Origin of the sequence: Pseudomonas sp. ARP3 (assembly GCF_001029595.1) — a bacterium.
GTDB lineage: Bacteria > Pseudomonadota > Gammaproteobacteria > Pseudomonadales > Pseudomonadaceae > Aquipseudomonas > Aquipseudomonas rhodesiae.
The window spans coordinates 205520-218300 of sequence record NZ_LEKF01000001.1 but is presented as its reverse complement, the minus strand read 5'-3'; the positions used below and the strand labels follow the sequence as shown (position 1 = coordinate 218300).

The 12781-nt window shown below is 59.9% G+C and carries 13 protein-coding genes; 7 read left to right on the top strand and 6 right to left on the bottom strand.

All coding sequences use genetic code 11. The features are described 5' to 3' along the window. The first annotated feature begins 246 nt into the window (after window positions 1-246). The 3 genes from ABX75_RS01000 to ABX75_RS00990 all read left to right on the top strand — a co-directional run bounded on the left by ABX75_RS01000 (window position 247) and on the right by ABX75_RS00990 (window position 4828). Complete coding sequence (locus ABX75_RS01000) at window positions 247-834, top strand: YecA family protein (protein ID WP_034099550.1); 588 nt, start codon at window positions 247-249, stop codon at window positions 832-834. A 20-nt stretch (window positions 835-854) separates the two neighbouring features. Next, a complete protein-coding gene (locus ABX75_RS00995; protein ID WP_034099551.1) occupies window positions 855-1238 on the top strand; it encodes a YbaN family protein in 384 nt (127 codons plus the stop codon). Between the two features lie 119 nt (window positions 1239-1357). Continuing rightward, window positions 1358-4828, top strand: coding sequence for a PAS domain-containing hybrid sensor histidine kinase/response regulator (locus tag ABX75_RS00990; RefSeq protein WP_047881313.1), 3471 nt, complete (start codon window positions 1358-1360; stop codon window positions 4826-4828). 20 nt (window positions 4829-4848) lie between these two features. On the opposite strand, the gene rmuC is transcribed toward ABX75_RS00990, so the two are convergent. Beyond that, the gene (gene rmuC / locus ABX75_RS00985; protein ID WP_169868058.1) at window positions 4849-6213 is read right to left on the bottom strand and encodes a DNA recombination protein RmuC; all 1365 of its coding nucleotides are present in this window, start codon (window positions 6211-6213) and stop codon (window positions 4849-4851) included. 175 nt (window positions 6214-6388) lie between these two features. After that, window positions 6389-6712 carry a hypothetical protein gene (locus ABX75_RS00980; RefSeq protein ID WP_034138870.1) on the bottom strand — a complete coding sequence of 108 codons (324 nt, stop codon included), beginning with the start codon at window positions 6710-6712 and terminating at the stop codon, window positions 6389-6391. A gap of 455 nt (window positions 6713-7167) precedes the next feature. On the opposite strand from ABX75_RS00980, the gene ABX75_RS00975 reads away from it, so the two are divergent. From ABX75_RS00975 to ABX75_RS00960, 4 genes are all read left to right on the top strand, one after another. Next, window positions 7168-7473, top strand: a complete 306-nt coding sequence (locus ABX75_RS00975; protein WP_034114754.1) for a hypothetical protein — start codon at window positions 7168-7170, stop codon at window positions 7471-7473. A gap of 441 nt (window positions 7474-7914) precedes the next feature. After that, window positions 7915-8139 carry a hypothetical protein gene (locus ABX75_RS00970; RefSeq protein ID WP_007898912.1) on the top strand — a complete coding sequence of 75 codons (225 nt, stop codon included), beginning with the start codon at window positions 7915-7917 and terminating at the stop codon, window positions 8137-8139. A 281-nt stretch (window positions 8140-8420) separates the two neighbouring features. Further along, the gene (locus tag ABX75_RS00965) at window positions 8421-8903 is read left to right on the top strand and encodes a hypothetical protein (RefSeq protein WP_040269040.1); all 483 of its coding nucleotides are present in this window, start codon (window positions 8421-8423) and stop codon (window positions 8901-8903) included. Window positions 8904-9049: 146 nt separating this feature from the next. Beyond that, window positions 9050-10330: an OmpP1/FadL family transporter gene (locus tag ABX75_RS00960; RefSeq protein ID WP_047881312.1), complete on the top strand. Its 1281-nt coding sequence runs from the start codon at window positions 9050-9052 to the stop codon at window positions 10328-10330. Window positions 10331-10396: 66 nt separating this feature from the next. Here the strand turns inward: ABX75_RS00960 and ABX75_RS00955 are convergent, their stop codons facing one another. Genes ABX75_RS00955 through ABX75_RS00945 form a run of 4 tightly spaced genes read right to left on the bottom strand, consistent with a single transcriptional unit; the run spans window position 10397 to window position 12770 of the window. Beyond that, on the bottom strand, window positions 10397-10948 hold the full coding sequence (locus ABX75_RS00955) for a glutathione peroxidase (protein ID WP_034114756.1): 552 nt from the start codon (window positions 10946-10948) through the stop codon (window positions 10397-10399). Window positions 10949-10983: 35 nt separating this feature from the next. Continuing rightward, the gene (locus ABX75_RS29595) at window positions 10984-11106 is read right to left on the bottom strand and encodes a hypothetical protein (RefSeq protein ID WP_256203843.1); all 123 of its coding nucleotides are present in this window, start codon (window positions 11104-11106) and stop codon (window positions 10984-10986) included. Next, a complete protein-coding gene (locus tag ABX75_RS00950) occupies window positions 11103-12311 on the bottom strand; it encodes an MFS transporter (RefSeq protein ID WP_034099567.1) in 1209 nt (402 codons plus the stop codon). Before ABX75_RS00950 ends, ABX75_RS29595 begins: the two co-directional genes overlap by 4 nt. A gap of 54 nt (window positions 12312-12365) precedes the next feature. Next, a complete protein-coding gene (locus ABX75_RS00945) occupies window positions 12366-12770 on the bottom strand; it encodes a MarR family winged helix-turn-helix transcriptional regulator (protein ID WP_034099569.1) in 405 nt (134 codons plus the stop codon). Window positions 12771-12781: the final 11 nt, after the last annotated feature.

The following is a 12781-nucleotide window of genomic DNA, read 5'->3' as shown; positions in this document are numbered from 1 at the left end:
TCCGTATAGGCTGGCCGAAAAAAAACGCGGCCTCGGAAAATAATCCGTAAGCGAAGTTTTCTCGGGCGGGCTCCTGGCCGGTAGGGGCATCACAAAACGCGGCAGTATACCCGAGCGTCATCCGGCAAAGGGCGCCACTGACGAATTGCAGCCCGTCTTTAAAACCGGGCAAATGTGCATGGCGGCTGGCCTGTGGGCGCAAGAACGCCTAGAATTCAGCATCGTTTATCCCCAAGGTAGTCCTTCATGTCCTTCGCTGAGCAACTAACCCGCCTGCAAGCCTTCCTCGACGCCGATGAGCTGCATGAGGAGGCGCTGGACTATGTAGCCGCCCACGGCTACCTGACCGCCCTGTCCATCTGCTCCGAGGTCGTGCCCGACCGCGAATGGATCGACGCGCTGTTCGCCGAAGAACCCCACTACGCCGACGCCGCCCAGCGCGAAGAAATCGAGTCCACCCTGGTGGCCCTGAAGGCCCATATCGGTCGCCAACTGGCATCCGACGAGGAATTCGAGCTGCCGTGCGAGCTGGACTTGGGCGATGACCCGGACGACTCCGACCTGCGCGGCTGGTGCATCGGTTTCATGGAAGGCGTGTTCCTGCGTGAAGCGGCCTGGTTCGAAACCGCCGAGGAAGAGGTCAGCGAGATGCTGCTGCCGATCATGGTCGGTTCGGGCCTGTTCGAAGAAGAGGCGGAATTTTCCGACATCGCTTCCGACGCCAACCTGATGGACGACATGATCGTACAGATCCCGGAAGCCCTGACCGCCCTGTACCTGCTGTGCAACGCCCCTGATGAAAAACCGGCGATCCTCAAGCCACGTCACCACTGAGTCGCTCGCCCGTGACACCCATGGGCAAGCGTTCGCCGCTGCTGCGCTACGCACTGCTGGCCATCGGCTGGCTGAGCGTGGCCCTGGGCGTGATCGGTATTTTCCTACCGGTCCTGCCCACTACGCCCTTCCTCTTGCTCGCCGCCGCCTGCTTCGCGCGAAGCTCCCCGCGGTTCTACCAGTGGCTGGTGGAACACCCGCGCCTGGGCCCGTGGATTCGTGACTATCTGGATGGCAATGGCATCCCGCTCAAGGGCAAGGTCTACGCCATCGGCCTGATGTGGCTGAGCATCGGTATTTCCTGCTATCTGGTGCCACTACCTTGGGCACGCGGGTTCATGCTGACCAGCGCCGTGCTGGTGACTGTCTATATCCTGCGCCAGAAAACCCTGCCGCCACGCTGAACGCCGTGTGCGACATAAGATCCCACACGACCTTGGTCGACACTGACTAACCCCAAGCATCATGCGAGACTGTCCCACCGGGCCTGGAATGCCTGGGTGTTCTTTTGTTCGGAGTTCCCATGACGCTGTCCAGTGGGCTGATCGCCACCGTCGCCCTGGCCTATATGGCCATTATGTTTGCCATCGCCTTCTACGGCGACCGTCGCCATGCGCCACTGCCGCCGCGCATGCGTGCCTGGGTGTACAGTCTTTCGCTGGCGGTTTACTGCACCAGTTGGACCTTCTTCGGCGCTGTCGGCCAGGCTGCCGAACAGTTGTGGGCATTTATACCGATCTACCTGGGACCGGTGCTGTTGCTGGTATTGGCACCTTGGGTCCTGCAAAAGATGGTGCTGATCAGCAAGCAGGAAAACATTACTTCCATCGCCGACTTTATCGCGGCGCGGTATGGCAAATCCCAATCCCTGGCGGTGGTGGTGGCGTTGATCTGCCTGGTGGGCGTGCTGCCGTATATCGCCCTGCAGCTCAAAGGCATTGTGCTGGGGGTCAACCTGTTGATCGGCGCCGGGGCCGACACCACCGGCACGCGCGCTCAGGACACCGCGCTGATCGTGTCGCTGGTACTGGCGTTGTTCACCATCGTGTTTGGTACGCGCAACCTCGATGCCACCGAACACCATCGCGGCATGGTGTTGGCCATTGCCTTTGAGTCCCTGGTCAAGCTGTTCGCTTTTCTCGCGGTGGGTGCGTTCGTGACCTACGGCCTGTACGACGGTTTCGGCGACCTGCTCGACCAAGCGATGCTCACCCCTCGCCTGGAGGAATACTGGCAAGAGACCGTTAACTGGCCATCCATGGTGGTGCAGACCGGGGTGGCCATGATGGCGATCATCTGCCTGCCCCGGCAGTTTCATGTGACCGTGGTGGAAAATATCGAGCCTCAGGACCTGCGCCTGGCCAAGTGGGTGTTTCCGGCCTATCTGGTGCTGGCCGCGCTGTTTGTGATCCCCATTGCCCTCGGCGGCAAGATGCTGCTGCCGGCCTCGGTACTGCCGGACTCTTACGTGATCAGCCTGCCCATGGCCGAAGCCCATCCAGCGCTGGCGGTACTGGCGTTTATCGGTGGCGCGTCGGCGGCTACCGGCATGGTGATCGTGGCGAGCATCGCGTTATCCACCATGGTGTCCAACGACATGTTGCTGCCATGGCTGTTGCGCCGCTCCAGCGCCGAGCGGCCGTTCGAGGTGTTCCGCCACTGGATGCTGTCGGTGCGTCGGGTGAGCATCGTCATCATCCTGTTGCTGGCGTACGTCAGTTACCGCCTGCTGGGCTCCACGGCGAGCCTGGCGACCATCGGCCAGATCGCCTTCGCCGCCGTGACCCAATTGGCGCCGGCGATGCTCGGCGCGCTGTATTGGAAGCAAGCAAACCGGCGCGGAGTGTTTGCCGGTCTCGCCGCAGGCACGTTCCTGTGGTTCTACACCTTGGTCCTACCGGTTACCGCGAAAAGTCTGGGATGGTCGCTAAGCCTGTTCCCAGGGCTGACGTGGATGCATTCCCACCCGCTAGGGCTGTCCGTGACTTCGCTGACCCTGGGCACGGTGTTCTCCCTGGCGGGCAACTTCACGCTGTTCGTGTGGGTGTCGATGCTGTCGCGCACGCGGGTGTCCGAGCACTGGCAGGCCGGACGCTTTATCGGCCAGGAAATCAGCCAGCGTGCCAGCGCCCGTTCGATGCTGTCGGTGCAGATCAGCGACCTGCTCAGCCTGGCCGCGCGTTTCGTGGGTGAAGAGCGCGCGCAGCAAAGCTTTATCCGTTTTGCCTATCGCCAAGGCAAAGGCTTCAACCCCAACCAGAATGCCGACAACGACTGGATCGCCCACACCGAACGCCTGCTGGCCGGTGTGCTCGGCGCTTCATCGACGCGCGCGGTGGTAAAAGCCGCGATTGAAGGTCGGGACATGCAATTGGAGGACGTAGTACGCATCGCCGACGAAGCCTCGGAAGTGCTGCAGTTCAACCGCGCCCTGCTGCAGGGCGCCATCGAGAACATCACCCAGGGCATCAGCGTGGTGGACCAGTCTCTCAAACTGGTGGCCTGGAACCGGCGTTATCTGGAGTTGTTCAATTACCCGGAGGGCCTGATCAGCGTAGGCCGGCCGATTGCCGACATCATCCGGTACAACGCCGAGCGTGGCCTGTGCGGGCCGGGCGAAGCCGAGGTGCATGTGGCGCGGCGTCTGCACTGGATGCGCCAGGGCCGTGCGCACACGTCCGAGCGCTTGTTTCCCAATGGCCGCGTGATCGAACTGATCGGCAACCCGATGCCTGGCGGTGGCTTTGTCATGAGCTTCACTGATATCACCGCGTTCCGTGAAGCCGAACAGGCCCTGACCGAGGCCAACGAGGGCCTGGAACAACGGGTTACCGAACGCACCCATGAACTGTCGCAGCTTAACCTGGCCCTCACCGACGCCAAGAGCGTGGCCGAAACCGCCAGCCAGTCGAAAACCCGCTTTCTGGCGGCGGTCAGCCATGACTTGATGCAGCCGTTGAACGCCGCGCGCCTGTTCTCCGCCGCCCTCTCCCACCAAAGCGACGGACTCTCCGACGAGGCACGGCAATTGGTGCAGCATCTGGACAGTTCGCTGCGCTCGGCCGAAGACCTGATCAGCGATCTGCTGGATATCTCGCGCCTGGAAAACGGCAAGATCAACCCGCAACGCCAGCCGTTCGTTCTCAACGAGCTGTTCGACACCCTGGGCGCCGAATTCAAGGCGTTGGCCCAGGAGCAAGGTTTGCGCTTCCGCCTGCGCGGCAGCCGTTTACGGGTGGACAGCGACATCAAGTTGCTGAGGCGCATCCTGCAGAATTTTCTCACCAATGCCTTCCGTTATGCCGACGGCCCGGTGCTGCTCGGCGTAAGGCGTCGCGAAGGCGAACTCTGCCTGGAAGTGTGGGACCGCGGCCCCGGTATCCCGCCGGATAAGCAAAAGGTGATCTTCGAAGAGTTCAAACGCCTGGACAGCCACCAGACCCGCGCGGAAAAGGGGCTGGGCCTGGGCTTGGCGATTGCCGACGGCCTGTGCCGCGTGCTGGGTCACCGCCTGAGCGTGCGCTCATGGCCCGGCAAGGGCAGCGTGTTCAGCGTGAGTGTGCCGCTGGCGCGCAACCAGGCCAGCCCGCTACCCAAGCCAGCACAGGAAAACGGCTTGCCCCTCAGCGGCGCGCAGGTGCTGTGCGTGGATAACGAAGAGAGCATCCTGATCGGCATGCGCAGCCTATTGACCCGTTGGGGTTGCGAAGTGTGGACGGCCAGGGATCAGGCTGAATGCGCGGCGCTGCTGGCCGAGGGGGTACGCCCACAACTGGCGCTGGTGGATTACCACCTGGACCATGGCGAAACCGGCACGGAATTGATGGGCTGGCTGCGCACGCAGTTGGCCGAACCGATTCCCGGCGTAGTCATCAGCGCCGACGGGCGCCCGGAGAGCGTGGCCGAAGTGCATGCGGCGGGCTTGGATTATTTAGCCAAACCCGTCAAGCCGGCGGCGTTGCGGGCGCTGTTGAGTCGGCATCTGCCGTTGTAGGCCAAGTTTGTGCGGGGCGATTATTCAGGCAGATGCGCCACGCCGTCCGCATCGGTCATCGCCCGTTCCAACAAATCCGCCGGCAGGCTTTTGCTGGCGCGTGCACCGAGCAATCTGAGTTGCTCAGTGCGGCTGACCAGGTTGCCGCGTCCATCTGTCAGCTTGTTTCGCGCGGCGCTGTAAGCTTTATCCAATTGCTGTAGACGGTTGCCCACTTCATCCAGGTCTTGGATAAACAGCACGAACTTGTCGTACAGCCAGCCGGCGCGTTCGGCGATTTCACGGGCGTTCTGGCTTTGGCGCTCCTGCTTCCACAGGCTGTCGATCACCCGCAGCGTGGCCAATAACGTGGTGGGGCTGACGATGACGATATGCCGGTCGAACGCCTCCTGAAACAGGTTCGGCTCAGCCTGCAGCGCGGCGGAAAAAGCCGCTTCGATCGGAACGAACAACAACACGAAATCCAGACTGTGCAGACCTTCCAGGCGCTTGTAGTCTTTGCTGGCCAAGCCTTTGACGTGATTGCGCAGGGACAGTACATGCTGTTTCAACGCCGCCTGGCCGATCACCTGATCTTCGGCCGCGACGAACTGCTGGTACGCGGTCAGGCTGACCTTGGAATCCACCACCACTTGCTTGTCACCGGGCAGCATGATCAGCACATCCGGCTGGAAGCGCTCGCCGTCCGGGCCTTTGAGGCTGACCTGGGTCTGGTACTCGCGGCCTTTCTCCAGGCCCGCGTGCTCCAGCACCCGCTCAAGAATCAGTTCGCCCCAGTTGCCCTGGGTTTTCTGGCCCTTCAGCGCACGGGTCAGGTTGGTGGCTTCGTCCGATAGACGTAGGTTCAGTTGCTGCAGGCGTTCAAGCTCCTTGGCCAAAGAGAAACGCTCGCGCGCTTCGTTCTGATAGCTTTCTTCCACACGTTTTTCGAAGGACTGAATGCGCTCTTTCAGCGGATCGAGCAACTGGCCCAGGCGTTCCTGGCTGGTCTCGGCGAAACGCTGCTCACGCTCATCGAAGATCTTGCCGGCCAACTCGGCGAACTGCGCACGCAACTCATCGCGCGAGCCTTGCAGATCGGCCAAGCGTTGCTGATGGCTGTCCTGTTGCTCGCGCAGTTCAGCGCTCAGCGCGGCCGCCAACGCATCGAGACGACGCAATTCGGCCTCCTTGGCGCTGCGGTCGAGGTTCCAGGCGTGGGCGGCATCGCGGGCATTGTCGCGGTCGATCTGCAACAGTTCGACTTCGCGGCGCAGCGCCGCCAGATCGGCCTGCTTGGCGGTGTTGGCCTGGCTCAGGTCGCTGATTTCATCGCGACTGGCATCCAGTTGCGCGGCGAGACCTTCCTGGGCCAACTGCGCGTTGGCCAAGCGTTCTTCGAGCACTTCCCAGCCGGCCATACGCGCGCTCAGTCGCCGCTGAAGCTGCCAGCACACTGCCAACAGCGGCACTGCGGCGCCTGCAAGGCCCAGGGCAATACTGGTCCAGTCAAAAGCCATCGCCATGTCTGCCATCACCGAAAAAGAGCAAGGTTAACCAAGCACAGGGTCAGAGGACAGCTCAGTCTTCGACCTGGCGCAATTCGCGCTGGGCCCGCACGTCGCCGGCACGGGCCGCCTGGCGCAGCAGATCATGGCCGATGCGACGGTCGCGGGCACTGCCGCACTCGCGGCACATCAATTGACCCAGACGGCTCTGAGCAGCGACTACACCTTCCCGGGCAGGCTGCTTGAGCAAGCGCCCGGCGAAATGTTTGACATTGGCGCTATGCCCCAGGCGTGGGCTGTCGAGCAGCCACAGCGCGACTTTCAAGGAAAAACGCTTGGGTGCGGTAACAGTTTGGAGGGTATCGGTAACGGCAGGTGATACTGAGCGAAACTTCATAAAGCACTGTGGGACAGAACGGAAGGCGCGCCACTCTACTCTTTTTTTCGCACAGGTAAAGCTGAAAAAACCGTGCACGCCCGTGCTAGAGCAAGCGCTTGGGACAATCCACAGAAGCTGTGGATAACTCAGTGGACAACCCGCCCTCAACTGGCGCAAAGCCCCATGGAACGGGGCTCGCAGTCAAACTGACGATTTTTTCACCAATAAAAAAAAGCCAGATTTTTCATTGACTTAAATTTCCAATGCAGGCAAATGGCGGGCTTTTCCAGAAGTTGACGGCTTGGTTACATACGCTGCAACTAATGTGCACAAGTACCATGCGCCGGTTATATCGCCGCGATTTTTTAAGCGACACGCGTCAGAATTGTTACCGCCCTATCCCATTAAGGACTTTTCAAATCCTCCCAGGCTGTCCACACTGCCGGACCTGCAATGCAAGGCTGGGTGGGTCGATGAAGGGAATGCTGTTGTTCGCCGTGTTGTTACTGGCCATCTGCGCCATCTCCTTAGGAATCAATGCCGCGTTACCTTCTCCAGACGGAGCCTTGTTTGCCATCGCAATTCTGCTGTCTGCCACGTTCACTGCGGTTAGTTTGTGCATTGAGCTGGGAGAAGGACGCATCAACGACATGAGCGGCCTGATTACAGTGGTAGAAACCGGTCAATCCTTGCGTCTGACCCTGGCCGCCTACGCGTTGGGCTGCTCATTGGCGGCGGCCGCGACGGTGCTGGTCTATCGCGGCCTGCTCACAGGCTGACTGGTTTTTTGGCGAACACACTTCCCTTACCTGTTTCAATCCGTTACTATCCGCGGCGTTAGTACCAAGCTGAAAGTCAATTCTGGTCGAACAAATCCCCTGAACAACACGGGATCGACCACCTCGATGGTTTCCAGGTATCACTTGCGTCGACACTGCCTTTGAACAAGCAAAGGGTGCCGCGAAGTTTCAATACTCTGACCGAACCAACCTGCAAATTGATCAGGATCTTCACCCCGGGCCCAGAACCTTTGCCCTTGTCGTGTTGCCTGCCCTCCTAAGTACCTACCTGCCAGCCCAAGCGCGCCTTATTGAACAGCGCTTCAAACTGGCTGCTTTGTTCCAGTCGGGTTCTTCGTTTGATCAATGGTGATCAACGTCACTGGAACGTTTTAACGTTGCACGGTTCTTAACCGTGTCATTTGTAGGAACACCAATAATATGTCCACTCAAATCCATACTCAGGATGCCATTCGCACCCTTACCAACGCTTTTGCTCCAATGAACTGCCTGATCATGGCCGCTCGCAAAGGCTGCTTCAGCTTCACCCTGGTCAACGAGCATGGCATCGCCCGTCATAGCGAACGCCTGTACCCCGATCAATACTCCAGCGCAGAACCGCTGCAGGCCGTGATCGAGCGTACCCGCCAGGCACTGGTTGCCTGATCGACCCGAGTCGCTGAAACACAAAAAACCCTGTTTAACCCACAGGGTTTTTTATTGCCCGAAATAACTGTTTTACCGATTTCGGTTAAGTTCAAATAGATATAAACGATATAACTAAATGAATAAGATGTTTTAAAAACAGGCCTTTACATCACAAATATGACACTACACTTCAACTCAAGCGGCATGATCCGCTTCCGGCGAGCCTGAGATCCGATCCACCGCTGCCAAGCCCTTACTGTCTCAGGCCTCGCCTACCCCTTTTATGGATTGAGACGTTTATGGGTATCGCTGCCAGCGAATTGTGTCGATATGTGATCCGGCCGACCTTGATGTACCTCGGCCGTCACGACCCGAACGCGGAATCCCTGCTGCTGGGTATCGCCGCCAGCCAATCCGAATTGGGCTCGGCGCTGCATGATCGGCGTGGTCACGGCCTGTACAGCATTACCGAGCCGTGCCATCGCGCCCTGTGGGACACCTATTTGGCGCTGGACCCTGACCGGGCCAGCCTGGTGCGCGGCTTGGCCAGCCAGCACGCGTTTCTCAGCGCTCCTCAGCTTGAACTCACCGTCAACCTGCGTTACGCCACCGCCATCGCTTGGCTTTTGGTGGAACAACATGCCGCCGCCCTGCCACCGCCCGGCGATGTTTTAGGCATGGCGCGTATCTGGAAAGAAATTTTTCACCCTCAAGGGAGACTGCGAGATTTCACCCAAGCCTGGCAAACCTGTGTTTCGCCCAAGAAACACATGGCCTGTTGACCGGGCAATTTGCAAGATTCGGCAAAAAACGCGAATTTTGGTCGGATTGTCCTACAAAACAGCTCTATCTCCAGTATTACAGCCTGTAGCGCGTTGTGTATTTTATTGATACTTTCCGCAGCGGTGATCACCACGGAGTTCTAATAATGAAAAAAGTAATGCTCAAGACCACACTTAGCCTCGCCGTTGCCATGGCCTCCTCCCAACTGTTCGCAAGCGGTTTCGCACTCAACGAACAGAGTGTCAGCGGGATGGGTACGGGCTTCGCAGGTCGCTCGTCCACTGCCGATGATGCAAGCACTGTTTACGGCAACCCTGCCGGTATGGCTCGCCTGAATGGCCAGCAAATCACTGGCGGCGTAGCAGCCATTGATGCCTCCACCGATATCAGCGACGTCAGCGGCCGCTCTCGCGGCAGCAACAAAGGCGATATGGTGCCTTTCACTGCCGTGCCTTTCGGTTTCTACACCAACAAACTCAACGATCAGTGGGCTGTCGGTTTTGGCGTGTACGCACCGTTTGGCCTGGTGACCGACTACGAAAAAGGCTTCCAGGGCCGCAGCTTCGGCAGCAACAGCGAAGTGAAAGTCATCACTTTCCAACCGACTGTCAGCTACGCCTTCAATGATCGCGTTTCGGTCGGTTTCGGCCCGACCATCAACCGCATCGCCGGTACCCTGGAATCGGACCTGTCGTTCAACCCAGCGGCGCCAGACACCAACATCAAGATCAAAGGTGATGACACCGCGCTGGGCTTCAACGTCGGCGTACTGGTACAAGCCACCGATACCACTCGCGTGGGCCTGACCTACCACTCCAAAGTCAGCTATAAGCTGGACGGCCACACCGAGGTGAGCGCACCGACTGCTACTTCGGGCCTGTTGCGTAGCAACCGCTACGACGCATCCCTGAAGATCGATACCCCTGAGTCCTACGACCTGTCGGTGACTCAAGACCTGACCGACGCCTGGAAACTCTATGCCGGTGCCACATGGACCCGCTGGAGCCGCCTGAAAGACATCACAGTCAAGAACGAAGGCCTCGTGGGTGGCGCAACGGGCGGCGCGCTGGCCCCCGCTCTGGTCGGCACCATCAAGGAAGAACAGAACTGGCACGATACCTGGGCCTACGCCCTGGGCACGTCGTATCAGTTGACCAAGCAGGTGGTACTGCGTACCGGCTTGACGTTCGACCAGTCGCCGACCAACAACACTGACCGTTCGCCGCGTATTCCTACCGGTGACCGCACCATCTTCAGCCTGGGCCTGGGTTACGAGGTCATGCCAAACATGACGGTCGACGTGGCCTACTCCTACCTGAAGGAAGAAGACGTCAAGATTGCGCGCTCCAACCAATTGGCCAGCTACAACGCCAAGTACGAAAACAGCGCCAATGGTTTCGGGCTTGGCATGACCTATCGCTTCTGATTTCACCGAGGCGTAAAAAAGCCCCGCTCTCCTGCAAACGAGGCGGGGCTTTTCAATGGGTGTCGATCAGGGTTTGGAGGCCAGCGCCTGCTCCACCGCCTCGATCAGATCCGGACTGTCCGGCTTGGTCAGGCTGGAAAAATCGGCGATGACTTTGCCCTGGCGGTCGATCACGTATTTGTAGAAATTCCATTTCGGCGCATTGCTCTGCTGCGCCAGCACTTTGAACAAATGCACCGCGTCCGGGCCTTTGACCTTCTGCGGCTCGGTCATGGTGAAGGTCACGCCGTAGTTGACGTAGCAGACCTTGGCCGTCTCTTCGCCGGTCTTGGCTTCCTGCTTGAAATCATCGGAGGGCACGCCGATCACTTCCAAGCCCTGGTCCTTGTAGCGTTGGTACAGTGCCTCAAGACCTTTGAACTGCGGGGCGAAACCACAGAAGCTCGCGGTATTGACGATCACCAGCGGCTTGCCGGCAAAGCGCTGGCACAGATCGATGGACTCCTTGGCGCGCAACTTCGGCAATTGCCCCTCCAGCAAGGGTGGGCAGTCGGCGGCCATCGCCACACCGCCAAAGGCCGCCATCAGCACGGGTACTGCAAGCCAGCGCATCTGCATGGGGAAATATCCTTTTAAGAATTCAGGGATCGAACTTAACAGATCGACATGCCCAGTTGCATCAACGCCAGACCGCCGCGCTGCCAGCCCCACCAGGCCAGCGCCAGCAACAGCGCCATGACTGCTGCGCCGCCGAGCCAATACCAGGTCGAACTCATGCCACCTCCATTTGCGCCTGCAAACGCGCCACCGGCCGCTCGCGCACCGGCCAATTCAGGGCCGCGGCGAGCAGGCTCAACAGAATTGCCACCTGCCAGATCAAATCGTAGTTGCCGGTTCGATCATAGACCACCCCGCCCAACCACCCACCGAGGAATGAACCGAGTTGGTGGAACAGAAACACGATGCCACCGAGCATGGACAGGTTGCGTACACCAAACAGCGTCGCAACGGTGCCGTTGGTCAGCGGCACGGTGGACAGCCACAAGAAGCCCATGGCCATGCCGAACAGGTAGGCCGACATCTCTGTGACCGGCGCCCACAGAAACAGCACGATCACCACCGCCCGCAGCAGGTACAAAGCCGTCAGCAGGCGCGGCTTGGACATGCGCCCGCCGAGCCAACCAGCGGTATAGGTGCCGAAAATATTGAACAGACCAATCAGCGCCAGCACCGTGGTGCCGACGGTTGCCGGCAGATGCTGGTCCACCAGATAGGCCGGCAGGTGCACACCGATAAACACCACTTGGAAACCGCACACAAAAAACCCAAAGGCCAGCAACCAGAACCCGGAGTGAGCGCAGGCTTCCTTGAGCGCTTCACCCAGGGTCTGCTGACCGGCCATGACCGGCAGCGGCCGATCCTTGAGCATGCTGACCAGCGGCAGAATCAACGCCACCATCAAGCCCAGCGCCAACAATGCGGCGGACCAGCCCAGCCAACCGATCAGGCCTAAGGTGCCCGGAACCATGGCGAACTGGCCGAACGACCCGGCCGCGCTGGCGATGCCCATGGCCATGCTGCGTTTTTCCGGAGCCACGGCGCGGCCCACCACCCCCAGGATCACCGAGAACGAAGTGCCCGACAGGCCGATTCCGATCAGCAAGCCCGCACTTAACGACAGCGACCACGCTGAATCGGACATGCCCATCAGCACCAGGCCCGCCGCGTATAAAACACCGCCAACAAACACCGCTTTGGTGGCGCCGAAGCGGTCCGCCAACGCGCCGGTGAACGGCTGCGCCAGGCCCCAGATCAGGTTCTGCAAGGCGATGGCAAAGGCGAAGGTTTCACGGCCCCAGCCGAATTCGGTACTCATCGGCGCGAGAAACAGGCCGAACCCGTGCCGCACACCCAACGATAACGCCAGGATCAGCGCACTCCCCAAAAGAACCCAGCCACTGGTGCGCCACATCGAGGTCATTTCTTATTCTCCGTTCGCGGGTATATACCCGCTTATTATCGAACAAACCCGCGTTCAGGCGAGTTCATCCAGCAAGGCCAACAGGGTTTCGCGTTTTTGCGCGCCCAATTTATCGATCAGTTTCTGCTGTGCCGCTTCCCAGGCCGGCAACGCGGCAGCCAGGCGTGCTTCACCGGCCGCGGTGAGCTGCACCAGGCGATTGCGCAAATCATCGCCTTCCACCAGTTGCACCAGCCCTTCACCTTCCAGCACCCGCAGGTTGCGGCCCAGGGTACTGCGATCCAGCCCCATCGCATCGGCTAGGCTGGAGATACTCGGTTGATCCAGGCGTTGCAGGTTGCTCAACAAAGAATACTGGGCAACGTTGATCCCGAAGCCGTCGAGGGCGCCGTCGTAATGCCTGCTGACGCCACGGGCGGCACGTCGCAGGTTGGTGCATAAACATTGGGAGGCAAGCATGGAACGTGTAT